This window comes from Streptomyces sp. f51 (assembly GCF_037940415.1).
Classification (GTDB): domain Bacteria; phylum Actinomycetota; class Actinomycetes; order Streptomycetales; family Streptomycetaceae; genus Streptomyces.
In genome coordinates, this window is record NZ_CP149798.1 from 7,757,627 (window position 1) to 7,782,849 (window position 25,223).

General features: G+C 69.3%; 24 protein-coding genes and 1 pseudogene. 12 read left to right on the top strand and 13 right to left on the bottom strand.

The window, feature by feature from the left end:
• Positions 1-63: 63 nt before the first annotated feature.
• The 4 genes from WJM95_RS33735 to WJM95_RS33750 form a co-directional block, all read right to left on the bottom strand.
• Positions 64-750, bottom strand: a complete 687-nt coding sequence (locus WJM95_RS33735; RefSeq protein WP_339134721.1) for a hypothetical protein — start codon at positions 748-750, stop codon at positions 64-66.
• Between the two features lie 70 nt (positions 751-820).
• A complete protein-coding gene (locus WJM95_RS33740; RefSeq protein ID WP_339134723.1) occupies positions 821-2,740 on the bottom strand; it encodes a hypothetical protein in 1,920 nt (639 codons plus the stop codon).
• Positions 2,741-3,024: 284 nt separating this feature from the next.
• Positions 3,025-3,237 (bottom strand): hypothetical protein, encoded by a 213-nt coding sequence (locus tag WJM95_RS33745; RefSeq protein ID WP_339134725.1) that lies wholly within the window; start codon positions 3,235-3,237, stop codon positions 3,025-3,027.
• Between the two features lie 586 nt (positions 3,238-3,823).
• Complete coding sequence (locus WJM95_RS33750; RefSeq protein WP_339134727.1) at positions 3,824-4,261, bottom strand: helix-turn-helix domain-containing protein; 438 nt, start codon at positions 4,259-4,261, stop codon at positions 3,824-3,826.
• 884 nt (positions 4,262-5,145) lie between these two features.
• On the opposite strand from WJM95_RS33750, the gene WJM95_RS33755 reads away from it, so the two are divergent.
• Positions 5,146-5,346: a hypothetical protein gene (locus tag WJM95_RS33755; RefSeq protein ID WP_339134729.1), complete on the top strand. Its 201-nt coding sequence runs from the start codon at positions 5,146-5,148 to the stop codon at positions 5,344-5,346.
• 309 nt (positions 5,347-5,655) lie between these two features.
• Here the strand turns inward: WJM95_RS33755 and WJM95_RS33760 are convergent, their stop codons facing one another.
• Positions 5,656-5,979 carry a hypothetical protein gene (locus tag WJM95_RS33760; protein WP_339134731.1) on the bottom strand — a complete coding sequence of 108 codons (324 nt, stop codon included), beginning with the start codon at positions 5,977-5,979 and terminating at the stop codon, positions 5,656-5,658.
• A gap of 1,320 nt (positions 5,980-7,299) precedes the next feature.
• Between WJM95_RS33760 and WJM95_RS33765 the strand changes: the two genes are divergently transcribed.
• Positions 7,300-7,842: a hypothetical protein gene (locus tag WJM95_RS33765; protein WP_339134733.1), complete on the top strand. Its 543-nt coding sequence runs from the start codon at positions 7,300-7,302 to the stop codon at positions 7,840-7,842.
• A gap of 260 nt (positions 7,843-8,102) precedes the next feature.
• Here the strand turns inward: WJM95_RS33765 and WJM95_RS33770 are convergent, their stop codons facing one another.
• Entirely contained in the window at positions 8,103-8,831 is a 729-nt protein-coding gene (locus WJM95_RS33770; RefSeq protein ID WP_339134735.1) for an HAD-IA family hydrolase, read from the bottom strand.
• Positions 8,832-8,899: 68 nt separating this feature from the next.
• Here WJM95_RS33770 and WJM95_RS33775 point away from each other — a divergent pair.
• Both WJM95_RS33775 and WJM95_RS33780 read left to right on the top strand, forming a co-directional pair.
• Positions 8,900-9,070 (top strand): annotated as a pseudogene (locus WJM95_RS33775) (transcriptional regulator); the annotation flags it as partial.
• 263 nt (positions 9,071-9,333) lie between these two features.
• Positions 9,334-10,167: a PIG-L family deacetylase gene (locus WJM95_RS33780; RefSeq protein ID WP_339134737.1), complete on the top strand. Its 834-nt coding sequence runs from the start codon at positions 9,334-9,336 to the stop codon at positions 10,165-10,167.
• A gap of 282 nt (positions 10,168-10,449) precedes the next feature.
• Here the strand turns inward: WJM95_RS33780 and WJM95_RS33785 are convergent, their stop codons facing one another.
• From WJM95_RS33785 to WJM95_RS33800, 4 genes are all read right to left on the bottom strand, one after another.
• A complete protein-coding gene (locus tag WJM95_RS33785; protein ID WP_339134739.1) occupies positions 10,450-10,815 on the bottom strand; it encodes a hypothetical protein in 366 nt (121 codons plus the stop codon).
• A 9-nt stretch (positions 10,816-10,824) separates the two neighbouring features.
• Entirely contained in the window at positions 10,825-11,298 is a 474-nt protein-coding gene (locus tag WJM95_RS33790; protein WP_339134741.1) for a hypothetical protein, read from the bottom strand.
• A gap of 580 nt (positions 11,299-11,878) precedes the next feature.
• Positions 11,879-13,123: a transposase gene (locus tag WJM95_RS33795; protein ID WP_339134743.1), complete on the bottom strand. Its 1,245-nt coding sequence runs from the start codon at positions 13,121-13,123 to the stop codon at positions 11,879-11,881.
• A 418-nt stretch (positions 13,124-13,541) separates the two neighbouring features.
• The gene (locus tag WJM95_RS33800; protein ID WP_339134745.1) at positions 13,542-14,174 is read right to left on the bottom strand and encodes a class I SAM-dependent methyltransferase; all 633 of its coding nucleotides are present in this window, start codon (positions 14,172-14,174) and stop codon (positions 13,542-13,544) included.
• Positions 14,175-14,631: 457 nt separating this feature from the next.
• Here WJM95_RS33800 and WJM95_RS33805 point away from each other — a divergent pair, with 457 nt between their 5' ends.
• Complete coding sequence (locus tag WJM95_RS33805; protein ID WP_339134747.1) at positions 14,632-15,567, top strand: alpha/beta hydrolase; 936 nt, start codon at positions 14,632-14,634, stop codon at positions 15,565-15,567.
• Between the two features lie 125 nt (positions 15,568-15,692).
• Here WJM95_RS33805 and WJM95_RS33810 read toward each other — a convergent pair whose 3' ends face one another.
• Positions 15,693-16,226 (bottom strand): hypothetical protein, encoded by a 534-nt coding sequence (locus WJM95_RS33810; RefSeq protein WP_339134749.1) that lies wholly within the window; start codon positions 16,224-16,226, stop codon positions 15,693-15,695.
• Between the two features lie 265 nt (positions 16,227-16,491).
• On the opposite strand from WJM95_RS33810, the gene WJM95_RS33815 reads away from it, so the two are divergent.
• From WJM95_RS33815 to WJM95_RS33840, 6 genes are all read left to right on the top strand, one after another.
• Complete coding sequence (locus WJM95_RS33815; protein ID WP_339134751.1) at positions 16,492-17,187, top strand: hypothetical protein; 696 nt, start codon at positions 16,492-16,494, stop codon at positions 17,185-17,187.
• 185 nt (positions 17,188-17,372) lie between these two features.
• A complete protein-coding gene (locus WJM95_RS33820) occupies positions 17,373-17,594 on the top strand; it encodes a hypothetical protein (RefSeq protein ID WP_339134753.1) in 222 nt (73 codons plus the stop codon).
• A gap of 124 nt (positions 17,595-17,718) precedes the next feature.
• Positions 17,719-18,258 (top strand): winged helix-turn-helix domain-containing protein, encoded by a 540-nt coding sequence (locus WJM95_RS33825; protein ID WP_339134755.1) that lies wholly within the window; start codon positions 17,719-17,721, stop codon positions 18,256-18,258.
• Positions 18,255-19,541: an MFS transporter gene (locus WJM95_RS33830; RefSeq protein ID WP_339134757.1), complete on the top strand. Its 1,287-nt coding sequence runs from the start codon at positions 18,255-18,257 to the stop codon at positions 19,539-19,541. The genes WJM95_RS33825 and WJM95_RS33830 overlap by 4 nt, the downstream gene beginning before the upstream one ends.
• A 277-nt stretch (positions 19,542-19,818) precedes the next feature.
• On the top strand, positions 19,819-20,949 hold the full coding sequence (locus tag WJM95_RS33835) for a hypothetical protein (protein WP_339134759.1): 1,131 nt from the start codon (positions 19,819-19,821) through the stop codon (positions 20,947-20,949).
• A 5-nt stretch (positions 20,950-20,954) separates the two neighbouring features.
• Positions 20,955-21,938 (top strand): hypothetical protein, encoded by a 984-nt coding sequence (locus WJM95_RS33840; RefSeq protein WP_339134761.1) that lies wholly within the window; start codon positions 20,955-20,957, stop codon positions 21,936-21,938.
• Between the two features lie 27 nt (positions 21,939-21,965).
• Here the strand turns inward: WJM95_RS33840 and WJM95_RS33845 are convergent, their stop codons facing one another.
• Positions 21,966-22,817 (bottom strand): serine hydrolase domain-containing protein, encoded by an 852-nt coding sequence (locus WJM95_RS33845; protein ID WP_339136012.1) that lies wholly within the window; start codon positions 22,815-22,817, stop codon positions 21,966-21,968.
• On the opposite strand from WJM95_RS33845, the gene WJM95_RS33850 reads away from it, so the two are divergent.
• Complete coding sequence (locus WJM95_RS33850) at positions 22,812-24,176, top strand: transposase (RefSeq protein ID WP_339134763.1); 1,365 nt, start codon at positions 22,812-22,814, stop codon at positions 24,174-24,176. The genes WJM95_RS33845 and WJM95_RS33850 overlap by 6 nt on opposite strands.
• 438 nt (positions 24,177-24,614) lie before the next feature.
• On the opposite strand, the gene WJM95_RS33855 is transcribed toward WJM95_RS33850, so the two are convergent.
• On the bottom strand, positions 24,615-25,211 hold the full coding sequence (locus tag WJM95_RS33855; RefSeq protein WP_339134765.1) for an NAD(P)-binding domain-containing protein: 597 nt from the start codon (positions 25,209-25,211) through the stop codon (positions 24,615-24,617).
• Between the last annotated feature and the right edge of the window lie 12 nt (positions 25,212-25,223).

The window sequence follows — 25,223 nt, forward strand, 5'->3', positions numbered from 1 at the left end:
GGCGTCGTGAGGCTGTCGGGCCGGAGGCGGCGATGGAGCCGGACCACCCGACAGGCCGCCCCGTCAGTGGACGTGGCGGTGCATGGTGACGGTCGGCTGGAAGCGGTCGAGCGGGTCCGCGGCGTTGCCGCGAGGAGCGGAGGCGGCTTCCCGGTCGAGGATGGTCTTGACCTCGTTCGCCAGCTCGTCGGCGCGCTTCCTGACGGTGTCGATCGGCAGACTCGACGTCCTCAGCGCGGCCACCTCCCGGTGGACACGGCCGAGTTGACCGCGCGCGGACCGGCTGAGCGCCAGCTCCTGAGGGGTGGCGACGACGAACTGGTACGCACCCGAGAAGGTCTCGCATCCGGGGCAGTGGTCGTTGGCCGACCGGCTGATGTTGGTGGCGTTGATCAGCCGCGCGTTACGGCCGGCGGCGGTGACGATCTGGTACGACAAGGCGATGGACCGGCACGGGTCCTGGAGGGAACAGCCCGCGGACTCGGCCATCGCCCGGTTGTTCGCCGTCACCGCGACGAGCGGACCGAACTGGTGGATCTGGAAGGACTCGTCGAACTGGTTGACGTGCGTCCGGTCGGCGTGCGTGTGCGCCATGTCCACCGCGGTCGACGAGCTGAAGAGGTGCGGGCCGCCGGAACTCGCGCTGGCCACCGTCGTCGTCGCCGCGACGGCCATCCCGGTCGTTGCGATCATGCCCAGTCGTACAGCGGTCTTGGCGACCGCGCTGCTGCGCGGCTTGCGGTGTGTCATTCGATTCCTCCTGAGGGGGCGAGGGGCGAGGGGCAAGAGGGGAGCGGGGGGCGGGTCTGGTGGGCCCGCGTCACGGCGTTCCCGACACGGAGTCCGTCGGGGCAGGCGTCGGCGAGGTGGGAGCGGCCGTGGTCGGCACGGACTCCGACGGTGTGGGGAAGGTGGGGGAGAAGGCCGCTGACGGAGTTTCAACATGCGTGCTGTGCAGGGGGGTTGGTGCACCGGTGGCCTCTCCGTCCGCAGCCGGCGAGCGACGGCCGGGGGAGGCCGGGGCCGGGCTCGCCGTGTCCGGGGTAGCGGACTTCTCGCCGGACGTGAGGGAGGGGGCGGGGGAGGCGGGCAGGGCGTGCTGCCGGTGCGGGAGCGCGGGCACGCCCGCCGGCACCGACGTGACGTCGTGGGACGGACGCGGGGTGTCGCGCAGGGGCCTCGCCGTGGGCACGCCCGGCTGGAGGACCGGGGCGACGGGCGGGGCGGGAGGCAGCGGCTTGGGGGTCGCGCCGTGCATCCACGCGCCGATCAGGATGGACACACCGGTCAGCGCCGCCACCCCGATCGCCGCGCGAAGGGCGGTGTTGCCCTCGGTGACGCGCACCGCGCCCCGGACCAGACGGCCGCCGAGCCGTACGGTCAGATAGGCTCCGCCGGCCATGGGGCAGACCAGCATGAGGCTGCCGATGACACCGACCAGCCCGGCGGCGATCTGTCCGTCGCCGAACGCCGAGAAGGTCCCCGTCAGCTGCTCGACCAGTGAACGCAGGCTGGTGGAGAGAAGGCGGGGGAGATTCCACAGGGCGTAGCCCGTCTCCGCCAGCAGCAGGGGGATCATGGTGACGACCCAGACCGTGACCACGGTCCGGGCGGAGCGCTTGAGGCCTGCCACCTCCGGGTGCACGGGGCGCCCCGGCAGCATGCTCAGCAGGATGGGTTTCACCTTGCCGTACAGGTCGGGAACGCCGGCCAGGTCGCCCAGGATGTAGTAACCGTCGAGGCGCACGGCCGGCATGAGCTGTTCGAGCACCTCGAAGTGCGCCATGTAGATGGCCGCGAGGAAGTAGGGCTGACGGGTGGCCGCATAGGCGCCGGCCAGGACCAGCATGAACAGCACGTTGAAATAGACGCCGCCCAGGCCCGTCCGCAGACGTCCGCCACGGCCCACCCGGTAGGCGTCGGTGACGTCGGTGTACATGGAGGGCCAGATCAGGAAGATGCCGTAGCCGATCTTTCCCGGTGTCGCTCCGCTGTACCGGCACGCCGAGGCGTGTCCGAACTCGTGGAACACCAGGGACGCGACGGTCAGCACGAAGACGATCAGCATCCAGATCGGCTGTTCCAGGACGCGCAGGACGGGTGTCATGGCGCCGTGGACGCCGAACAGCCAGATGTCCATGACCGCCGTGCACATCAGTGCGAGGGCCACGATGGGAGGCCGGTGGAGCCACGCCAGCCGGGCGGCGATCCACGCGACCTGCTCCTCGCGGAAGACGACCTTGTGGCCCTTGAGGACCAGCAGGAGGTCCGTACGAGGTTCCGGAGTCCGGTCCGCTTCGGCTCCGTCGGCCGCCACGACGCCGAGGGGGGTGAGCTTCTTCTCCAGAAGGTAGACCACGTTGTCCGCGGTCAGCTCGGCGTCGTGGCGGCCGCTGACGAAGTGGGAGATGCCTTCGGCATCGCGCACTCCGTCGACAGCGCTCACCACCAGATACAGCAGTCTGGACAGCTGGATCACCTGGCCGTCACCCCGGCGGACAAGGTATTTCGGCTCGGTGGATCCTGACCCCTTGTACTCCCCGATGCGCTCCAGGCCGTTGCTCAGCCGTGGAACGGGAAGGGCCGGAAGCGGCGGGGCGGCCGCCGCCCGCAGCGGCACCGTGTTCCACCTCGGCTGGAGGGGAACCGTGGTGTCGTCTCGGACGCCGGTCATGCCGTCGCCGTCGAAGGGCTGCGTGTCCGACAGGCCGGCAGCGTCGGGGATCTGATTTCCGGACACTGCCAACGTTCCTCCTCCGATGCGGGCAACCCCGCATCCGGCGCGATCACTTGGGGCATGAGAGCTGCGGACGGACGGCTGCCCGGCCGGGGGAGGCCCGAGTGCGCGGGCTGCAACCGCGCCGGCTCTCCCTCGGACCGCTCGATGCCCGCGAGGACGTGTCCCCCCGCCGCATGAGCCGTCCGCTGTGCGGATGTTCCAGCCCGCAGGGCCGGGCCGGTGGGGCCGGCCCGGCCTGACGACGCCGGCCTGACGGATGGTGCAGGCCGACGACAACGCCGGGACTACTGGTGGACGTTGATCGCCTGCGTGGCCTGCGACTGGGCGACCGCGAACGGGGAGAACTCGTTCGCCGCCAGCGACTCGTTGTGCGCGCCGACGGCGGCGGCCTTGTGCGAGATGTTGGTCGTCTTGGCGAAGCTGAACGAGAACTTCCCGAGGGCCTCACGGCCGGGCAGCAGTTCGGCGGACTCGGCCTCAAGCATTTCGTTGTTCATGATGAAAACCTCTCAGTGTTGTGAAAACGTGTCGATTTCCAGCGGATCCGGACGAACGCGAGAGCACGGGTGCGTCGGGGCCAGGCAGGTGTGACCCGTCAGCCGCCCCGCCCGGCAGAAGTTCCTCGCCTGCGATCGGGCCGGTGGGCCTGGTCGTGGACGAGCAACTCCCGGCAGAGCCGGGACAGGGAGTGAACCCAGCTCTGGCGCTCGAAGCGCTGTTGCGACAAGGCCCGTTGGGAAATTCGGGGCCTCGGACGACAGTCGCTGTCCGGAGCCTCCGGACAACTTGTCCGGAGACACCGGACAGTAGCGGACGGGGAGATGGTTCGCAAACCCCTCAGACACAACCTTCATACGCAAAACGCACGTCAGTTCGCTCTGGCTGCCTGATGGTTGTGCTGGCGGCTGCCGTCGCCTGGGCCTTCTCCGCCCGTGACGGACCGGGGTCGGGGGTGACATCGGCCGGCGGGAGCGGGCGGGTCGATGCGAAGGGCCCTGTCCGCCTCGGACAGTGCCGGCCGCGGCGGGCCGACGTGCGGGCAACTCCCCACGCCTGCGCCGGTCGTGCTCGGTGAGGTGTGCCCTAGCCCAGCAGCTCCGCGGCTCGCCGGTGGATGGCCAGTTCGGCGTCCAGTTCGGCGATGCGCCGGAGGGCCGCCCCCAGATCGGAAAAGCCGTCACCGGCCGCCTCGGGCGCGCTCGCCACCGCCTCCGCCTGTTCGGCGCCGAGGGCGGTTCGCCGGCCCGGCCGAGGCTCGCCGGTCAGCCCGTTCAGCCGCTCGGCGACGAAACGCCGTCGCCACGTGCGAACCGTGTCCGCGGCCACCCGCAGGTCCCGGGCGACCGACACGATCGGCGGAACCCCGGGCCCCGCACACGCCAGCACGATCCGCGCACGCGCGGCCAGGGGCCGGTCCTGCGCTGCCCAACGCTCCAGCACCGCTCGCTCGTCCGCGGAGAGCAGCAACGGCTCCAGCTTGGGGCCGCGACGGGGGACTGACGTGCCGGCAGCAGAAGTCACGCACCGGCTAACGAGCCACGACGGAAGCAGGACACCCGGCGCGAGGCGCGCGACACCCGCTCCGAACTCCGCCCACAGGAAGAGAAGTTGAGCAATAGCGTCAAATTGGCACATGGGAATGTGCATCTTTAGTTATTAGTGGAATGTTTCAGTAAATTCAGAAGAGAACCATCTCTCCAGGACTCTTCGGGTGCGTCATGGAGAGGTGTCGGTCGGGACGCAGTGCTTGGCGTGTCCGCGGCCGACGGGTGCCCGTTGCTCCTCTCGATGCCGAAGGCAAGCCTGCTGTGGCGGTAGCGACACGTACGGCTGCACGACGGACGGCATCAAACGCTCACGCGCGGGAGCTGCGACATGTGTCGAATGCGCTGGTCGCCAGGGTTCGCTGAAGGCTGCCGGAGACAGCGCGGCCAGGCGCCGCCGCGAGGGCGGCTCTCGGGCCCTGCCCTTCGAGGGCCGCACAGCCCGCCGACCCTGCCGCGCCTCGTCGGCCTCCTCATGACGCGGCACGATCGCCGTTTCACCGAAGCGGTACGGACCCGGGCCGGCGCCCGGGAGCGTAGGGCGTGGCCCCGGCGCCGTGAACGGCCGTACCGAGACCATGCCGCCGGTGACCAGCAATTATGGGTCGGTTCTGATGAAGCGGTACGCCGGCGGGTGCCTGTTTCGGCGCATAAGAACAGCCCGTGTGCCGTGCGCTTTCCCGGAGCCCGCCAGGATTCAAGGTGGACCAATAAGTGCGAAAGAGGGGCCTTTTGTCGCTATCCTCTTGTTCCACCCGGGCTGAGCGGGTTTCCTGATGGAGTGTCGTTGGAGGGGTCCACTTGTTCGTCGTCCAAGGGTCATCCACCACGGCTGTTGTGCGCGGTACTACAGGGGAGCCAGTGATTCTGCTCTCCGGGGAGCTACCGGAGTGCCTGACAGCGGCGGCCTTGGATGATGTAATGAACATGGCTTTGGCGGTTCTCAGTGGAGACGAGATGAACCTATTCAGATCGTGCCTGACAGCCTTGTGCTGCGGTGAAGAGCTGGAGGAGCGCCACATTGAAGTGAGCGGAGCGATCCTGACAATCTTCAGGAGATGATCCGCAGGTTCTCCCAATTCTCGCAAGAAACGATCCGCCAGCCGGGACGAGAGACTGTACGGTTTTGACGGTCCCGCGAGGGCGGGGCGGGTGGAAGCGGCAAATCCTTTTGTTCATACCGGATGACGAGCCCTCCTGCGGTCACGCGATCGAGGGTCCAAGTGTCCGATCGTGGTGTACCCGCCCCTGCCGCCGGCCTTGGACGGATGTTGGACAGGGCGGGGGAGCCGTGTGCCGCGCCGACGGAACGGCACTGCCCGCCGCGGGACTTCCCAGGACGGCGGGCAGTGCCATGTGGCGATCCGGTTGCTACCGGAGCCAGTTGGGCACGCAGACCCAGTGGCCGCGGTGGTGGTGGTGTCCCCAGCCGTGGTGGTGGCTCCAGTAGCAGCGTCGGCCCTGGTCGTAGTCCTCGTTCCAGCCGCGGTCCTGGTAGTAGTCCCCGTTCCAGTCCCGGCCTCGGTCCCGGTCCCCGTCCCAGCTGCGGTCCCGGCCCCGGTCTCCGTCCCAGTCGCGGCCCCGGTCGTCGCCCCTGCCCCGGTCGTCACCGCGGCCCCGGTCGTCACCGCGGCCCCGGCCGCCGTCGTGGTCTCCGCCGTGGTCGCGAGGCTCCAGGGGAGAGCTCGTGGCCACGAGCTCTCCCCTGGGGGCGGGAGCCGGAGCGGCTGCCGCCGAACCCGCGAGCGGCAGAACGACGGCCCCGGCCGTCAGAACTGCGGCAGCCAAAGTTCCAGCCATGCGCTTCACTGATTGATCCTCCTTGAATTCAGGGCAATCTCGAACCGGAAAGCGACAGTACCCGCAACTTTTGGACCGGTAATGCAGGCAACCGACGCCGTGTCCGACCGGCCGGCGTGATCTCAAGGATCTAAACAGCAGGTCGGAGGGCATGGGCGAGCGGCCCGGCACTTCCGTTTCGTCGGAAAACAGATCAGTGAATACACTCGACCGGAGGACGGGTCGTGCGGGTCGAATGAGCAAGGCTTCTGGCAAGCCGAAAAGGCATCTATCGGGGGCCTCACCCGTTGATTTCCGGTGCAATCTGCCCAGCCTTTAAAAGAGGCGGACCGTTTGCTTCCGTCGCATACACCAGGATCTATGTCGAGAGAGTCTCACATTCGCCTGATTTGAATGCCTCGATTTTTTTGGAGAGTTTTTCGGTATCTTTCTCGTATCCGTTCCGGGCCGCTTCGTGAAGTCGCTGGCTTCAGGGCCCGTCGGCCGTAGCCGGTGCCGGCTCCCGGTACCTGTCCCGCGGTGCCCTCGGTGGGCACCGCGCCGACGCGTGGCCGGCGTCCCTCGGCGGGCCGGGCCCCGGGTTCCTGAACTGCTGATGACCTTCACTCGGTGGGGTGAACTCCGCGGCTCCCGACGGTTTTGATGTCTTCGTGGTGCTGCCCTGGTAGGAGCGAGGTGGCGCTCGGGGAGATCGCGGTGTCGATGGGCGCGGTCTCGGGCAGGTGATCTCACCGTTGACGTATGGATGGCGCGGGTGAGTGATCCGCGCGGCGCGATCGCGATGAGGTGGCGCGCCGGGATGGGCGGTCTGCTCGCGCAAGTCGGCACCGCCGACCGGCATCCGACTGGCATCCGGCTGCCGGACGGACGCCGGACCGCCGTCGGCGCAGCCGGCTCTCGTACGGCAGTAGAGGCGGCAGGGCAGGACGGGTCCGTCCCCCCGGCCGCCGCCGCCCATCGCGTGACACCGAGCAGGCGGCCGCCCGGGGCAAGGAGCGTCAGGGCACTTGGCCGCACGCGCCGCGACGGACGCCGGACGCCGGCCGCGCGATCGCGAACCCTCCAGCCGCTCGACGGTGAACAGAACGCCTGTCATTCCCGGTCGATAAACAGGAACGGAACGGAAATGGGAAAATGCGCAAGACGTCGCCGTGCCCCTACCGATCCGCGCATTCCTGATGCTACCGTCCGTTAGCCCGAAATCCAGAAGGCGGTATGACCCGGGAGGAATTGATGATCTCAACTGCCTCGGAGTTGGCCGGATGGCTCGCGGAGATGTCCGGCGACCGGGAAAAAGTATTCGAAGAATGGCGTGCGAGCGGATGCGGAATAGCCATACTCCCGGCCGGAACATCCTGGGACGCGGTCAGATTTTCAGAGGTGCGAGGCTACCGTGCCTACGTCGACCTGCTCCGCGCCGTGGGTCCCGTCGGCCCCATGCTGTGGGATTCACGATGCCGGCAGGTGTACTTCCTGATCTCTCCGGGATGGTCGCATCTACTGCGTTCGCTCGATCTGCGCGTGGTGTCCCGGGGCGGATGGCTGGCGGTCCCGGATCCCAGGCGCCACCTGGGAAGATTCACGTGGATCATGGGCAGCCCGGAGAAACGATTGACCTGCCCCGGACGGCTCTACCTCTCCGCCCTGGAGGCTCGCTCAATCGCCCCCGCCGACGGCGAGTGCCCCTCCGGCACGACAGGCTGCATCTCACCGTGGGTATCCATTGCCACCCGCTACCAGATGAAACGAATCTTTTGACATCCCCGAACCGGGGCGACCGCGGCTTCCGCGGAGCGATTTTTCATGCCTGGGCAGAGGGCGCCGGTTTGCGTCCCGCCCGCCGATGTCCTTCACTGGCGGAACAATGCCATCGCCTCGGGATGTTCGTTCACTGCTGTCTTGATGGCCTTTCGCTGGGGTGTCATCCCGTCCAGAGAAAGGGTCTCAGATCGGCTTTCGGCTGCCCTGCCGGGCAGGGCTGTCATTGTTGTCCCCATTGTCGCCAAGACTTGGGTCGGCTACCGGGGGCCCATTCGTTTATCCGGCGAAGTTGAGGTTGAAGCGCCGTCACTGGTTGGTCCCTCCAGCCGGTGAGGGCGGGGTCCGGACACGAAGGCAAGGATGTCGCGGACCGCTTCGCGCAGGCTGCCGAAGTGACGATGCACGCCGTCCACCGCCACAGGGGTGTTGACACCCCACACCGTCATCCCGGCACGCAGCCCGGACTCCACCCCGGAAGGAGCGTCCTCGATGACCAGGCAGTCCTCCGGTGTGGCACCCAGTAGCGCGGCTGCCTGTAGATACGGCACAGGCGACGGCTTGCCTTCCTCCACGGCGGCCGCATCCACGAGGACCTCCGGGACCGGCAAGCCCGTCCGTGCGAATCGTCCACGCACCCGGTGCTCATAGTTCGAAGTCACCAACGCCCAGGACCCGGGCCGCAGAGCATTCAGCAGCTCCGCGGCGCCACCGAAGGCCGTGTAGGCACCGGAGCGGACGTCCTCATCCTCCAACGCGTGCAGTACGGCAAGACACTCCCCGGGATCCCGGTCCGGAGCAACCTGCGCGAAGGTCTCCATCGGCCTTGTCCGCAGCGCCACTTCGTAGACCTCATCGGGGTCCAGCCCGTATCGCTCTGCCCACGTTCGCCAAACCAGGCGCTGATTGTCCACGGCGTCGATCAGCGTGCCATCAACATCAAAAAGGACATACCTCGTCGCACCGGACTGGCCGGATTCACTGATCACGCTTCGATCATGTCACCGGCCTCTGAGCAGGCAGTTTGCGGGGGAAGTCTTAGGCATTCACCACGTTCCGGTGCCTGGAGTTCCGCACCCTCAACGTGCGCCGCCGGGACCGCATCGTGGCCGCGTGGGCGGCCGGTGACGATCGTGGGCTGGACGAGGCGTGGGTGGACCAGGTCGTCGACCTCGGCAGCCAGTGGGGCCAGTACGAGTACGTCACCAACGTCGGGTTCGCCGCCTGACCCGTCCCCGGGATCAAGCCCCGCAGGTCGCGTCCGTACCTCGTTCGGGTCGAAACGCCGATGGCCGGCAGGATCACCCGGCCGGGCCGGGAACAGCGGGTCCGGCCCGCGCGGTTGCACCGACGGAGGGCCCGGCGCCGTACGGGCGGGGAACACGGAGGCCACACGGCCCTACGTACGCCCGCCGGGATCCGGGCCTCGGGACCGCGCACGCCTGCCGCGGTCCGGGACCACGGCGTATTTCTATTTGGAGGACTGTTCTCATGACCGACCGCCCTTTGACGCTCATGGCAGTGCACGCCCACCCCGACGACGAGGCCACCGGAACCGGAGGGGTCCTGGCGCGGTATGCGGCGGAAGGAATCCGCACGGTTCTGGTGACGTGTACCGACGGCGGCTGCGGTGACGGACCGGGAGGCGTCAAGCCGGGCGACCCCGGACACGATCCGGCGGCGGTCGCCTCGATGCGGCGTCAGGAACTCGAGGCGAGCTGCGAGGTCCTGAAGATCAGTGATCTGGAGATGCTGGACTACGCCGACTCCGGGATGATGGGCTGGCCGAGCAACGACGCCCCCGGAGCCTTCTGGGGGACCCCCGTCGAGGAGGGCGCCGCCCGGCTCGCGGACCTCATGCGGCACTACCGGCCCGATGTGGTCGTCACCTATGACGAGAACGGCTTCTACGGTCACCCCGACCACATCCAGGCCCACCGCATCACGATGGCGGCGCTGGAGATGACCGAGCTGACGCCGAAGGTGTACTGGACGACGGCGCCCCGCTCGATGATGCAGCGGTTCGGGGAGGTCATGCGCGAGTTCCACGAGGACATGCCGGAGCCCGATCCCGCCGAGGCCGCCGCGCTGGCCGAGATCGGCCTGCCCGACGACGAGATCACCACGTGGGTGGACACCACCGCGTTCAGCGGCCAGAAGTTCGACGCGCTGGCCGCGCACGCCAGCCAGGGCGAGAACATCTTCTTCCTCAAGATGGGCAAGGAGAGGTTCGGCGACCTGATGGGCATGGAGACCTTCGTACGGGTCCAGGACACCACCGGCGCGCCCGTCCCCGAGAACGACCTCTTCTCCGGACTGCGCTGACCCGCCCCTCCGTCCCAGGGCTCCCCGCCGCGCCCGCCCGGCGTACCGCGGTGCGTTTCGGTGGCTGCGGCTCCCGGTCGGATCCGCGCCCCCTGGCCCAACGGCTGACCAGGCAGAACGCCCGGCCGGGAAACCCCGGCCGGGCGCGCTGCTCTACGGGCCGTTCGGTTCGGCGGATCATGCGGAACAACCCCTGAACGGCGTACCTCCGGTCCGAGCCGCCGAAGTCTCCGGAGTCGCAGGCGCGACAAGATTCCGGACCCGCTGACCGAGGGCGGCTTCTTACGAGAGCCTCTTGCCGATGGCTGCGGTGGCGGCCTCGTGGTCCTTGCACTGCCACCACTCGTCGATGTTCGCCGAGATGATCAGTGCAGCGGTTCGCAGATCCGCCTCCTGCGCACCTTCGCCCAAGAGGTTTCCGGCGTCCTCGTCGAAGTCCAGGCTCAGCAGCCAGTGCTGTGGCTCGCTTTCCGGCTGAGCCACCGAGACCTCGACTTCGAGGAAGGTCCGTTCGGTCTCGGCTGCTCCTTTAGTGAATCTGCGCCGCGTCAACTGCAACTGCTCGACACGGATCGGGACGGTGTACGTCGGCTCGTACTCGCGAAGCAGATCACCCAGCCGGGCCCGTGTGTCAGGCGTGAGGATCATGGCGCTCCCTCAGCAGACAGGATGGTGCGGTTCGGCCGACGAGGCACGGCTGGAGCCCGGTGCGTCGTCCATAGAGTAGGCCGTGATGATGCCCTGCGGGTTGATTCTGGGCGTGCGTCCGTAAGCGTTCGGGTTGTCCAGTACTCCGAAGTACTTGCTGCACGGAGGCATGGCTTCCATGTAGTAGTGCCATCGGCCTCCGGGAATCGGCACCACGGTGCCGCGCCAGATGGCATGACTGATCTTTTTGTCGAAGTCGGCGCTCCATCGGCCGCGATACACCAGGTGACGGTATCCCCAGGTGTTCGAGCCGCATCGAAGCGGGATGACGAGTGGACCCTGGTAGTAGTTCTTCACGATATGTGCTTCCGACCGCCCGGCGCACGGGTTCGCCGCTGATGCGGCATTCGCAGTCCCGGCGACAGGTGAACTGACCGCGGCCAGCACCGCCGCAACAGCAGTGGCTCGCTGAGCAAGTCCCATGCCGATCTTCCCCCTGTTCACATGTGACGCCCCGGGGTGCCCGGACTGGTCAGGTTCCGGTACCGGGGCTCAGTCACAGACGACGCTCTCGCACACATGTGCTGACGGACAAGCGAATTAAGTATCTTTATGGGGTAAGTTGATTGAATAAAGGAAGAGTTGGCGCATTTTTAGCCAACCGCCCACCTTGCTTCCTCCTGTTCGCCCAGCCCGCAGCGGGACGACAGGGTGGGCGCTCCCCGACACTGGCGCGCAGAGGCCGCGAGCGGCGCGTGCCGATGAGGGCTTCAGTCCCGACCTGTCGGACCCGGAGTGCTGTCCGAGGGGTGCCCGGGCGGTCGCCGTCTACGGCCCGCCCGGGAGCCGGACGGGCCGTAGACGGTTCGGTTTGCTGTTGCGGGGGCCGTGCCGCCGGCTGCTCGGACGGCCTCGGTGACGGCCCCGGACGGGATCAGTGCCAGTTGCTGATCTGCACGTCGTGCGGGTGCGGTGCGCCGGTGCCCGTCTCCACCAGGGACTTCAGGCTCATCAGGAACAGCGCACACTTGGTGGTGCAGTGGTTCTTGACATCCTCCCCGCCCTAAAGGACGGGGATTCCCGCCTGGCTGCCGGTGGTGACCGGCTGGGCCTTCGGATGGGTTCCCCGTTCAACGAGCCGTGCCTGGCGTGGGATTTCCACTCCAGGACTGACCGGCCCTCCAGGGGCGTTTAGCCTCTCCGCCTGCCCGGCGGCGAGGATCACACGCGACGCATTGAGGTCACGATCATGTTCGGTACCGCAGCCATCGCACCGCCAGATACGCACGTGCAGCGGCTTCGTCCCGTCCACGACCCAGCACACCGAGCACGTCTGCGAGGAGGGCAGCCAGCGGGAGACGATGCCGACGTGACGGCCACAGCGGGCCGCCTTCTCCTCCAGCACGCGGCGGAACATGCCCCAGGCGGCATCGTGGACGGACTTGGCCATGCGGGTGCGTGCGAGACCGGAGACCGCCAGGTCTTCGAGGTAGACCGCTTGGTTGTCGCGGACCAGCCTCGAAGCACTCTGGTGACACCAGTTTCTGCGCGCATCGGCCACCCGGGCGTGCGCCCGGGCGACGCGGATGCGGGCCTTGGCCCGGTTCCTCGACCCCTTCGCCTTGCGGCTCAACGCCCGCTGCGCCTTGTTCAGCCGACGCTCGGCACGCCGCAGGAAGCGGGGATTGTCGATCACCTGCCCGTCGGACAGCACGGCGTAGTGCGTCAGGCCGAGATCGATGCCGACCTCGGACGTGACGGGCGCGAGCGGCTCGGGCTCGACCTGCACGACGAAACTCGCGAAGTACCGGCCCGACGGATCCTTGATCACGGTCACCGAGGAGGGAGCCGACGGCAGCGAACGCGACCAGCGGACCCGAACGTCCCCGATCTTCGCGAGGTTCAGCCGCCCGTTGCCCCGCAGCCGGAACCCGTTCCTGGAGAAACGGACGCCCTGCCGGCTGTCCTTCCTCGACTTGAACACCGGAAACCCCATACGGCGCCCCGGCCGCTTCCCCGACACCGACGCGAAGAAATTCGCGTACGCCGTATCCAGATCACGAAGAGAAGACTGCAAGGCGTCCACCGACACCTCCGCCAGCCACGCCCGCTCGGGCGTCCTCTTCGCCTCCGTGATCACCTGCCGTGCCAGAACACCCGTCGGGATACGCGACTTGTCCCCCGCATAGGCGGCCTTCCTCGCGGCCAGCGCATCGTTGTAGACCACCCGGGCACAGCCGAACGTACGGGCCAGCGCGATGCGCTGGCCCGGCGTCGGCTCGAGCCGGAAGGAATACCGCAGATACACGCGACCAACTTAACGGCCACCACTGACAACGCCGCTCCGCCCAGGGGCGAACCGGCTTTCCCTGCCCTGCTCCGCAGGAGCTTCGTTTCCTCCCCGGCCTGAAGGCCGGGGTATCCACGAAGGAGACCTGATGACCGGGCCGTTCCCGCGATGCCACGCACTTTCCGCACCTCGCCAACTCCCATGAACGGAGTGGACGGAGCGAGGAGAAGCGGAGAGCGCTGCGGCCAAGGACTGTCCGTGCGTGATGCCGGGCGACCGCGCCGGGGACGCCCGGCGACCGCGACCGTCGCTGTGACCGTGACCGCGACCGTCGCCGTGACCGTGGGCTCGGCCGGTCAGCGCTCCGGGGGCACGCCCGGTGCCGTGGGCGGGTTCCCCGCGGGCCGGTCCGGAAGGATGGGCCGCGGCGGCGGCGTCATGGAGATACGGCGATCCCCAGGGAGTCGGCGCCCATGGCCTTCGGGGCGCCCTTCTCGTAGAAGACGTCGAGTTCGGCGATGGTGAAGCCGGCGGAAGTGAGCAGGTCGACGATGGGCCTGGTGAGATGGCAGCCGTCGAAGATGAGCTGCTCCATCGGGTCGAGGCGGTGCTGCCAACGGCGTACCTGCTCGTCCGGGGCCAGGCCGTGCTCCACGAAGTGCAGGGTTTTCCCGGGCTTGAGGACGCGCCGGACCTCGCGCAGGGCGGCGTCCGCGTCGGGGATGGTGCAGAGCGTCCAGGTCGACAGGGCGGCATCGAAACTGTCGTCGGCGAACGGGAGCGACTGGCCGTCCACCCCGCAGCGCTCCACCGGGGTGGCGGTCGCGCCGAGACGCTTACCGGCCAGTTTCCAGCCCACATCCGAGGGGTCGACGGCGGCCACCCGCGTGACGGCGGGCGGATAGAAGGGAACGTTGTGCCCGGAACCGAAGCCGATCTCCAGGACTTCGCCCTCCAGGCCTTCGCACACCCGGCGTCGCAGCTCCTTGGCCTCCCCCATGCCGCAAGCGACGTTGACGATGCGCGGAACGATTTGGTCGGCGTAGAAACCCATGGCAGCCACCACCATTCACGACAAGTCTGGCACCGCGGACATGCGCTTGCGAATCCCGCAGATCCAGACCGGCCTCCCATGATCGACCTGCCAGCAGAACGTCCTGACACGGGCGCGGCAGACGCCCGCAACGACACGGACCGCGCCCGCCCGACGCCGTCCGGTGACTCCCCACCCCGCGCTTCTCGCGACACAGGGTGACTCGAGGGGCTCATGCCGGCGAGCTTCTGCGGGGAGATCCCAACAGGCTTTCGTGTCCCACGCGTTGACACTTCCCGTGGCGCGCCCCACGATGACCGGGCGGTCATATGACCGCCCGGTCACACTCGGGAGCACCCCCTGACCGGGTGGACCCGCCGGGACTTCCGCCTGCGCTCCGGCGACTGATCGGAGTCCTTGCCGACGGCCGCCGGGGCGATCTTCCCCCACCCAGTGCAGCACCAGACGGCACCCAGATGAATGAGGTGATCGCGTGGTACGTCAATTATCGCGGCTGGTGATCGCTCTGCTGCTCAGTGCGGCAGCCGCCTTCGCCGTCGCGCCGGCAGCGAGCGCGCTTCCCGCCGTGAGCCCCGCGGCGGTCGTGGACCCTTCCACCACCGGGTCCTTCCCTGTGGCCTACTCCGACGTGACCGTCTCGGCCTCCGGCCGCTCGTACAGCGCACGCGTCTGGTACCCGGGAACCACGGCCGGGGCCAACGCGGCCGTCGCACCGGGAGCCCATCCCGGACTCGCCTTCGGGCACGGCTTCTTCCAGGGAATCACCCAGTACGAGAGCCTGCTCAAGCACTACGCGTCCTGGGGCTTCATCACGGTCGCGCCCAAGTCCCAAGGCGGCCTCTTCCCCGACCACTCCGCCTTCGCCGACGACCTCAATGCCGCTCTGACCTGGCTGACCAGCCAGAACACCACCACCGGCGCACGCTTCGCGGGCGCCGTCGACACCGATCGTCTCGGGGTCTCCGGTCACTCCATGGGCGGCGGCGCCGCGCTGCTCGCCGCCAGTCGCAACCCGGCCGTCAAGAGCGTGTCCACGCTGGCGGCGGCGGAGACCAACCCGTCCGCCGTCACCGCCTCGGGAAAGCTGACCGTGCCGGCCCAGTACGTCGGAGGCAGCTCCGACACCATCGCGGGCGTCGCCGGCAACCAGCAGAAGATGTACGACGCCAAGCCCGCCCCCGCCCAACTGCGCGTCATCACCGGCGGTTTCCACTGCGGATTCGAGGACAGCTCCGGATTCGGGTGCGACAGCGGAGCCATCACCCGTGCGGCCCAGCAGCAGCTCACCCGGGGCATCACCACCTCCTACCTGCTCTACACCCTCGGAGGCGACTCCTCGCTGTACGACCAGGTATGGGGCTCAGCGGCCCAGAACCAGGCGGGCGTCGTGTACACCGCCAAGCCCTGACCGTCCCGGCCCCTGCTTCCCTGACCCTCGTCGAGCCGCCGGGTCGGTGGACCCGGCGGCCATGACGGGCGTACGGGAGGCAGGGGCAACGGCGTTGTGGGGAGGGTGACTTGACGGAGCCGGGCTCAGCCGGATGGGATGGATTTCCGGCCGGTCGGGCTGACGGCGTACCACTGCTGGTCCTTGCCCTGGCCGTTCATCTGCCCGGCGTCGGTGTCACCCGCGTACCGGTACAACGGCCAGCCGCCCAGCGTGAGTTGTGGCTTCCCGTCGCGGTGGACCGTACCGAGAAGGCTCTTCTCGATGCCCTCGGCCCGTACGCCGTCCTGCACCATGACCGGCTTCCACGTCTTCGTGCACTGCCCGGCGCACGTCCACTTGGACGGATTCGGCCGGTCCTTGTCGTAGCGGTAGAGAGTCATCCCCTTGTCGTCGGTGACGACGCCGGCCGTTCCCTTCATCTCCCTGACCGTCAGCAGGGTGGCCGTGGCGGCGGGGGCGGCCGGTGCGGAGGTCGCGGGATCCGACGCGGCCGTGGCGACCGGGGCGGAGCTGTCCGGGCCCGTGGAGGAGGCGTCGTTCGCGGAGCCGCACCCCGTCAGAAGGAGCGCGGAGACGAGCCCTGCCGCCGAGGCCAGGACCATGTGTTGCCGGATCACGGAGTTGTCCTTCTTCCTGAGTCGCCGTCCACCTACTCGTTCAGTACGGCGGACAACTCCCGGCCTCTCAGCCGCCGATGCCACATGACGCACTCTTGACCCACAGCCGCCTCCGGACACGGCCGGGCATGGATGGACGCCCTTTCATACGCGAGGCGGCATGAGCGCGATCCCTTCAGCAGATTTGCACGAAAGTCGTACAACTGCGGTGTCTGGACGGCAATATGGCCTGATCTTCCCTGAACCACACATCAGAGGCCGCGCCATGACCAGACCTCAATCGCCGCTGGATCCCTATGCGAGGCCGCAGCGCCCGGTCCCCAGTGACTCCCACAGGAGCGCGCTCGTCGTGGCCCTGATCGGCGCCGCGGCCACGATCGTCGCGGCCCTGATCGGACTGTTCGTGCAGCTGAGCGGCGATGCCGAGCAACACGCCTCCGGTCCCTCGCTCGGCGGCGCGTCCCCCTCCTCCAACGCGCCCGGCGTGCCCGCCGCTTCCGTCGCTCCCCTCAACTCGGCCCCGCCGACCACGCCCGCGGCGCCTGGAGCATCCAGCGGACCCCACGGAACCCCCACGGCCCCGGCCTCCACCGTCCCGACCCCCGCCGCCGTGACACCCGTCGGCCTGCCGCAGGAGTTCCTCGGACGCTGGCAGGGCTACGCCGAGGAGGTCGACGCCACTCGCACCGACCACTACCGCGTCACCGCCCTGCGGGAGCAGGTCGGCAGGGTCCGCTACGCGATGGAGTCCTCCGACTGCTATGGCACCGTGACCTTGACCGCCGTCAGCGGCACCGACCAGGTGACCCTCGGGGAGGACATCCAGTCCGGCGACTGCGTCACCAACGGCCGCATCACCCTGACACTGCGCCCAGGCGACACGGTCGACTTCGCCTACGAGACGATCAAACGGGACGGCACCCGGCAGCAGGTGAAGGCGGGCCTGGAACGCGTGGCCTGACCGGCGACGGGAGAAGAGGCCGGAGTATTCCGAAGGCGCTCGGGGCGAGGGCCGCAACGGGGGTGGAGCTATGCCCCCTGGCTGGGCTTTCGGACATTTGTAGGGCTCCTCGTGTGACACCCGTACCGCGGTATGTGTGCCTCTTGGCACTGCCCCAAGCCCGTCGGCCTTCGTAGGCTCGCGGCATGTTCAAAACTCACAAACCAGGACCGGACGATGCCTGGGAAGGCACCGTCGAGGACAAGTCGAGGGGCATGCTCGACGGCGCGAACATGTACCACTTCGCCACGGTCAGGTGTGCGGACGGCCGGTCCATCAAGGTGCGCATCGACCGCAGGCTGTGGAAGTCGATCGCGGTCGGCGACCGCATCGTGAAGGAGCCGGGGAGCGACCCGGCCAAGGCGTAGCCCCCTGGGGCGCTGGGGGACGAACCCTTCTCAGCGCCCTCGCCGGCACTCGCGGCGGTCCTCGCCGACACCCGCAGCACAAACCCTCTTGCCAAATGGTCAAGAAGTGTTGACCATTAGAGCCATGCCTACCGACGACCTTCCCGAGACGTTCCACGTCACCACCGACGAACAGCTGCGCGCCGTCTCCAACCTCACGCGTCACCGGATCATGGCCGTGCTCCGTTTCGAGCCCGCGACGATCACGCAGATCGCCGAGCGCGTGGGCCTCGCGAAGGGGAGCTCCAGCTACCACGTACGGCTGCTGGAGCGCGCCGGCCTGGTCAAGGTGGTGCGAACCCGGAAGGTCCGGGGGGTCACCGAGCGGTACTACGCCATGGCCGCGCGGGCGATCGTCCTGCCGGACCCCGGAGAGGGCGGCCCCGACGTGCTGATGCGGCACGCGGTGGCGGACCTGGAGGCGGCGCCTGCGGACGCCGAGCGGCACGTGGGGATGGCGCATCTGCGGCTCACCGAGGAGCAGTTCGCGGAACTGGGGGAGCGGTTGCAGGCACTGGCGGACGAGTACCGCAAGCTGTCCGACCCGTCGCTGCCGGACACGTCCTTCTTCTTCGCACTGTTCCACCCGGCATCGCGCCGCCAGGCCGAAGGAGACGCCAAGTGACCTCCGATGTCCAGAAGTTGCCGACCGGGTTCGGACGGCTGTGGACCGCGCAGACGGTGTCCTCCCTCGGCGACGGGGTCACGCACGCCGCCCTGCCGCTGCTCGCCCTGACACTGACACGCGACCCGATGGCCCTCGCCGTCGTCACGGCCGCCGGAACCCTGCCGTGGCTGCTCTTCGGGGTGCTCGGCGGCGCGCTGGTGGACCGCTGGGACCGCAGACGCACGATGTGGGTCACGGACGCGGCGCGTGCGGTGCTGCTCGCGATACCGGCGGCAGCGGCCGCGCTCGACGTGCTGAGCATCCCCCTGCTCGCGGCCGTCGCCTTCCTCCTCGGCATCGGCGGACTCTTCTTCGACACCGCCGCCACGGCCTACCTGCCGGATCTCCTCGGCCGCGACCCCGCGGTCCTGGAGCGCGCCAACTCCCGTCTGCGCGGCGCCCAGACCGCAGCGTCCGGCTTCGCGGGGCCGCCCGCGGGCAGCGCCCTGCTCGCGCTCGGACGGGCGGTCCCGCTGCTCGCCGACGCGGTCTCGTTCGCGCTCTCCGCAGTGCTCGTACGATCGCTGCCCGCCGCGCCCCGGCCCGTACCGCAGGCCCACGAGTCGCTGCTGCGGCAGGCGCGGGCCGGAGCCTCGTATGTGTTCCGGGACCGGCTGCTGCTCGGGCTCGCGCTGCGCCCGGCGGTCGGGAACATCGCCTTCCTCGCCGTGGAGACCGTGCTCGCCCTCTTCGCGCACGACCGTCTCGGCCTCGCCACCTTCGGCTTCGGCCTGCTCCTGACGGCGGAGGCCACCGGCGGACTGCTCGGCGCGGGCATCGCCTCCTTCCTCGGCCGGCGCCTGGGCACCGGCACCGCCCTCACCTGCACGGCCGCGGTCGAGGGGCTCGCCATCCTGGGTCTTGCCGCCGCCCCGAACCCGTACGTCGCCGGCCTCGCGCTCGCTCTCTGCGGAGCGGGCATGGGCGCCACGATGGTGCTCGGCCCCTCCCTGCGGCAGGCGGTCGTCCCCGCCGACCTGATGGGCCGGGTCGCCTCCACCTCCCGCATGCTCGCCATGTGCGCGGCCCCGTTCGGCGCCTTCCTCGGCGGCTGGCTGGCCACCACCTACGACGTGCGCACCCCGCTCTACACCGCCGCCGGCCTCCTGCTCGCCATGACCGCCGTCACGGCGACCATGACCAGCAACCGCAACGTCCAGGCAGCACTGCGTGCCGCCGCCCCGTCCGACGACCCGCACCAGCCGGAATCCCTGGACCCCGTGCAGGAGGGCGCCGTCTAGTGCGCGCCAGGGCTCCGCGCGACCGCTGACCCAGCGCGCGGACCCGGCCCGGCGTTCCGCGCCTCGGCCCAGAGCGCCGGGCACCCGGCCCCCACGTGAGGCGACGTGGGGCGACGTGAGGCGACGGGGCCGAGCGAACCACGGTGTTCCCCAGGGCACATCCGCTTCATCCGCCTGAACCCTTCCGAGTTGCCGCCCGACCGAGCCCATGGGGTGATGGCCGGAAGAACGAGACGGACTGCCGCGGGTGGTCGGGCTGCGCTGATGGAGGACCGCGATGGCGAGGCGACCGGCCCAGGCGGCTTCCACCGCGCAGGGGCGCGGCGGCGTCCTGAAGGTCGTCGTCACGCTGGCCGTGGTCCTCGTCGGGCAGGCCCTGCTGGCGCTGTGCCTGGTCAGCGCCCAACAGCTCCTGGTACCGCGGAACATGCCCTTCGGCGTTTCCGGACCCCCCTCCCCGGTGGTCGCCGAGGTGGCCTCCCGGGCCGGACTCGACCTGACCTCCTACCCGAACACATCGGCGGTCATGGAGGCGGCGAACCGGGGCGAGCTGTACGGCGCGTACCTCAGTACGGGTTCGGCCGACACCCTGGTCGTGGTCCCGGCCAAGAGCTTCTTCGCGCAGACCGAGCTGGAGCCGGCGTTCGTGGCCGAGGCACACAAGCTGCACCGGCCCGTCACCGTGCGGCAGGTCGCCCCCCTCGCCTCCAGCGACCCGGTCGGCGCGGTGACGTCGTTGTTGCTGCTGCCCTTGCTGATCGGCGGCTATCTGGCCGCCGTGTTCGTCTTCAAGGCAGCCCACGGCGTCGCCGCCGCACCGTGGCGGGCGGCCATCCTGATCGGGTACGCCCTGGTGGGCGCGCTGCTCACCGACCTGATCGCCGGACTGGCGATCGGCGCGTACTCCAGCAGCCACTTCTGGCCGCTGCTGCCGTGCTTCTGGCTCATCACCTCGGCCGTGGCGCTGGCGGCCGCCGCGCTCCAGGCGCTGGTGGGCAAGTGGGGCACGCTGCTGGTGGCGGTGCTGTTCATCGCCGTCGGCGGTCCGCCGGCGGGGGGACTGGGCACGTACCTGCTGCCGGTCTACTGGCGCAACATCGGGGTGATCCTCCCGGCGCAGAACGCGGTCACCCTGGTCAACCGCGTGCTCTACTTCGGCGGGAACGACATCTCGACCCCGCTGACCGTGCTGTTCCTCTACGCCGCCGCCGGAACGGCCGTCATCGCCTGGTTCGGCCGCGTCCGCCCCGCCAGGGAGGCCGCAGCGGCCCGCGGTACGCAGATTCCGTCGCCTCCCGGTGCGCAGACCCCGTCGCCCCCGGTACGCAGGTTCCGTCGCCCTCCGGTACGCGGGCTCCGTCGCCCTCCGGTGACGCGGCCAGCACCCCCGGTCGCCGCCGTGCCGTGATCGGGATGCTCGTCGCGCTGGGCATCTGCGCCGTCATGCAGTGCCTGTTCGCCACCACCTACATGAGCGCCGGGCACGCCCCCAAGGCCTCCAACCTGCCGTTCGGCGCGGTCGGCTCGTCGCCGGTCCTGGCCGAGGCCCAGAAGAAGATCTCCCTGAAGGTCACCCAGTATCCGAACGAGGCGGCGGCGAAGTCCGCCATGGACCAGGCCCGCGTCTTCGGCGCGCTGGTCTCGTCGGGCGGGACGAACACCTTGATCGTGGTGCCCTCCATGAGCGACCTGGCGCCGCTCGATCTCGCGGTCCGGTTCGAGGAGGCGGCCCGCGGCACCGGGCAGAAGCTCGCGGTCCAGCAGTACGCCCCGCTCCCTCTGGTGCCCAGGGACCCGTTCGGCCTGGTCCAGGCACTCATGCTCGTTCCGCTGCTCATCGGCGGCTACATGTCCTCCACCCTGCTCATGACCGCCACCGGCAAGGCGGCCGGCCGTTGGCGCGCCGCCCAGCTCGCCGGGTTCGCCGTCGTCAGCGGTCTGGTCATCGACCTGATCGTCTGTTACTGGCTCCAGGGATTCCCCAGCAGCAAGTTCTGGATCACCTGGCCTATCTGCTCACTGATCGTCGCCGTGGTCGCCTTCGTCGCCGCGGTCCTCCAAAAACTGCTGGGCCCCATCGGCACCCTCGTGACGGTCGTCGTGATCATCCTGCTGGGCAACCCGTCCTCCGGCGGCGCGAGCGGGGTGCCCTACCTGCCCGCCTTCTGGCGCGACCTGGGTCCCTATCTGCCACCCCGCAACGGCTACATCCTGCTCCACCACACCATCTACTTCGACGGCCACGGAACCAGCCAGGCGCTGATCAACCTGCTCATCTATCTCGTCGTCGCCGCGGCCGTCCTCATCGTGCTCGACCTGCGTCACACCGAGGCGGACGTACCCGTCGACGCCACCGAGGCCGCGGCCGTGTCCGTCCCGGTCGGGGCCGTGCCGTAAGCGGTTCCTTGCCCGTCCCCCCCCGCATCAATCACCGGGCCTGATGAAGAGTCTGAGCGTGTCCAGGGCCAGCTTGTCCGTCACGGCGCTTCGACCGGACAGCCGGTGGACAAGGATCCAGCCCTGCGGTGAGGCTCCCGCGAAGACGGACGCGCCGCCTGTCGCGCCGTTGTGCCACACAAGGCTTCCCGCCTTCTGCCAGGCCGGTGCCGGTTCACCCAGCCCGCGCTCGACCAGCAGGCCGGTGAGGAGGCGGGCGGCGGCCCGGGGGGTCGCCCACAGCCCGCCGGCGGGAAGAATCGCGCCGCCCATGGTCCAGGGCCGACGAGGCCGGCCGAACAGCCCGGCGCGGCACAGCCGTCTGCCAGGCGGCGGATCGACGGCGACGTCGGCGACACCGAGGGGGTCGAGGACGTGGCGGTGCAGCAGTTCCTCGTACGGGGTGCCGGTGGCCGCGGTCAGCGCGGCACCCAGGAGCGCGTATCCGAGGTTGGAGTACTCCTCGGCCGTCCCCGGGGGAGCCGTGGCCAGGGTGTCGAGGGTCCGTACGACCGAGTCCAGTGCGGCGGCGTCGAAGGCCGCGTAGGGATCGCGCCCGTTGATGCCGGGGGGCAGACGGGGAAGGCCCGAGGTGTGCTCGGCGAGGTGGCGCAGGGTGATTCCCGTGCCGCCGGGCGCCGGCAGAAACCGCTCCAGCGGGTCGTCCAGGCTCAGGACTCCGTCGTCGGCCAGGGCGGTCAGGACGGTCGCGGTGAGCGGCTTGGTCAACGAACCGATCTGCACGAACAGATCGGGGTCGTGGCCGTGGGAGACCTGGGGTGCCTGAAAGCTGCTGAGGACACAGGTGGGGACTCGGATCAGCAGGTCTCCTTCGTGGATACCCCGGCCTTCAGGCCGGGGGAGGAAGTGAAGGTCCTGCGGAGCAGGGCGGGGAAAGCTGTTTCGCCCGTCGGGTGGACCGGGGTTGTCAGTGGCGGCCGCTACGTTGCTCGGGTGCATCTGCGGTATTCGTTCCGGATCGAGCCGACGCCGGGTCAGCGCATCGCGCTGGCTCGTACGTTCGGCTGTGCCCGGGTGGTCTTCAACGATGCGCTGGCCGCGAGGAAGGCCGCCTACCAGGCAGACAGGTCGCGGATCGCGACGGGTGCTCTGGCGAAGCGGGTGATCACCGATGCGAAGAAGACGGCCGAGCGGGCTTGGCTCGCCGAGGTGTCGGTGGACGCCTTGCAGTCCTCTCTTCGTGATCTCGATACGGCGTACGCGAACTTCTTCGCGTCGGTGTCGGGCAAGCGGCCAGGGCGCCGTATGGGACTGCCGACGTTCAAGTCGAAGAGGGACAGCCGGCGGGCGGTCCGTTTCTCCAGGAACGGGTTCCGGCTGCGGGACAACGGCCGGCTGAACCTCGCGAAGATCGGGGACGTGCGGGTCCGCTGGTCCCGGGAACTGCCGTCGCCTCCCTCCTCGGTGACTGTGCTCAAGGATCCGTCGGGGCGGTACTTCGCGAGCTTCGTCGTTCAGGTCGAGCCCGAGCCGCTCGCGCCCGTGGGTGCCGAGGTCGGCATCGACCTGGGCCTGACGCATTACGCCGTGCTGTCCGACGGGCGGGTGATCGACAATCCCCGCTTCCTGCGGCGTGCCGAGCGGAGACTGAGGAAGGCGCAGCAGGTGTTGAGCCGGAAGGTGAAGGGGTCGAGGAACCGGGCCAAGGCCCGGTTGAAGGTTGCCCGGGCGCATGCCCGGGTGGCCGATGCGCGCAGAAACTGGTGCCATCAGAGTGCTTCGAGGCTGGTCCGCGACAACCAAGCGGTCTACCTCGAAGACCTGGCGGTCTCCGGCCTGGCCCGCACTCGCCTGGCCAAGTCTGTGCACGACGCGGCATGGGGCATGTTCCGCCGGGTGCTGGAGGAGAAGGCGGCCCGCTGTGGCCGGCACGTCGGCATCGTTTCCCGCTGGCTGCCCTCCTCGCAGACGTGCTCGGTGTGCTGGGTCGTGGATGGGAAGAAGCCGCTGCACGTGCGTATCTGGCGGTGCGAGGGCTGCGGTACCGAACATGATCGTGACCTCAATGCGTCGCGTGTGATCCTCGCCGCCGGGCAGGCGGAGAGGCTAAACGCCCCTGGAGGGCCGGTCAGCCCTGGAGTGGAAATCCCACGCCAGGCACGGCTCGTTGAACGGGGAACCCATCCGAAGGCCCAGCCGGTCACCACCGGCAGCCAGGCGGGAATCCCCGTCCTTTAGGGCGGGGAGGATGTCAAGATGCTTCTGCCGTGTGTTCGGGGCAGCGCGCGTGCCGCCGTGCCGACGGGTGTGCGATGTCGGCGGCCGCGCGATGCCGGTGGGTGGCTGTCGTGGCTGTCGCTGTTTCGGGTTCGTCCGGGGATGGACGGGTCGAGCGGTCTGCCTGGTGACGGCCACCCGACGGAACAGGCCTGCGATCGCGGTCCGTTGACCGGGGCGAACCGCAATGTGCTCCGCTCTGTTAGGAGTTGCGCGGTGATGGGCCGGTTCCGTGAAGAGGTCGGGAGGTTTGACGGCTCGGGCGGGGCCGGGGGAGGGGGCGGGTTCGGGCGGCCCGGCTCACCCCGCCCTGCGCCACGCGAAGCCCGTGCCCGGGTCCGCCGAACGAGCGCTGTGACGGGGATGGTTGACGGCAGTCTCCTTGGTCTCCTTCTCCGGTCAGCGGGCGATCGAGACGGCGAAGGGCGCGAATCCGCTGGACCGGATCACGTGGGGCACGAACAGGACTGCGGCCTCGGTGGCTTGGGCGGTCCGGATCCCGCCGAGGTCCGTGATCCACTCCGGGTGCCAGCCGAGTTCCTCGAGGAGCCCGCGGACGACCTGCTTGGCTCCCGGGTCCTCGCCCGAGAGGAAGGCGGTGGGCGCCTGGGCGAGTGTGCCGGGCGCTGTCATCACCGTGTAGAGCATGGTGTTGAGCGTCTTGACGACACGCGTGCCGGGGAGCGCTTCCTGGAGCTGTTCCCCGAGGCTCGAACCGGGGTGGAGCAGGCCGGCGGGCAGTCCGTCGGGTCCGTCGACGGTGGCGTTGGAGACGTCCACGAGGATCTTGCCCTCCAACTCCTTCCGTAGAGCGAGGAGTCGTTCCAGGGAGCCGGCGCCCGGCGTGGCGTTGATGACGATCTGCGCGGTCCGGGCGGCGTCGGCGGCAGCGCCCGGCGAGCGGTCTGCCACGGTCACCTCGTGCCCGGCCCGGGTGAGGGCCGCGGACAGGCTGCCGCCGACGCGGCCGTTTCCGAGTACGGCGATCATGCTCATGTTGATCTGGTC

Coding starts and splice junctions, on each gene's coding strand:
- WJM95_RS33735 (WP_339134721.1), bottom strand. CDS start 750: ATGACACACCGCAAGCCGCGCAGCAGCGCGGTCGCCAAGACCGCTGTA.
- WJM95_RS33745 (WP_339134725.1), bottom strand. CDS start 3,237: ATGAACAACGAAATGCTTGAGGCCGAGTCCGCCGAACTGCTGCCCGGC.
- WJM95_RS33765 (WP_339134733.1), top strand. CDS start 7,300: ATGACCCGGGAGGAATTGATGATCTCAACTGCCTCGGAGTTGGCCGGA.
- WJM95_RS33780 (WP_339134737.1), top strand. CDS start 9,334: ATGACCGACCGCCCTTTGACGCTCATGGCAGTGCACGCCCACCCCGAC.
- WJM95_RS33785 (WP_339134739.1), bottom strand. CDS start 10,815: ATGATCCTCACGCCTGACACACGGGCCCGGCTGGGTGATCTGCTTCGC.
- WJM95_RS33790 (WP_339134741.1), bottom strand. CDS start 11,298: ATGGGACTTGCTCAGCGAGCCACTGCTGTTGCGGCGGTGCTGGCCGCG.
- WJM95_RS33800 (WP_339134745.1), bottom strand. CDS start 14,174: ATGGTGGTGGCTGCCATGGGTTTCTACGCCGACCAAATCGTTCCGCGC.
- WJM95_RS33815 (WP_339134751.1), top strand. CDS start 16,492: ATGACCAGACCTCAATCGCCGCTGGATCCCTATGCGAGGCCGCAGCGC.
- WJM95_RS33820 (WP_339134753.1), top strand. CDS start 17,373: ATGTTCAAAACTCACAAACCAGGACCGGACGATGCCTGGGAAGGCACC.
- WJM95_RS33825 (WP_339134755.1), top strand. CDS start 17,719: ATGCCTACCGACGACCTTCCCGAGACGTTCCACGTCACCACCGACGAA.
- WJM95_RS33835 (WP_339134759.1), top strand. CDS start 19,819: ATGGCGAGGCGACCGGCCCAGGCGGCTTCCACCGCGCAGGGGCGCGGC.
- WJM95_RS33840 (WP_339134761.1), top strand. CDS start 20,955: ATGCTCGTCGCGCTGGGCATCTGCGCCGTCATGCAGTGCCTGTTCGCC.
- WJM95_RS33855 (WP_339134765.1), bottom strand. CDS start 25,211: ATGAGCATGATCGCCGTACTCGGAAACGGCCGCGTCGGCGGCAGCCTG.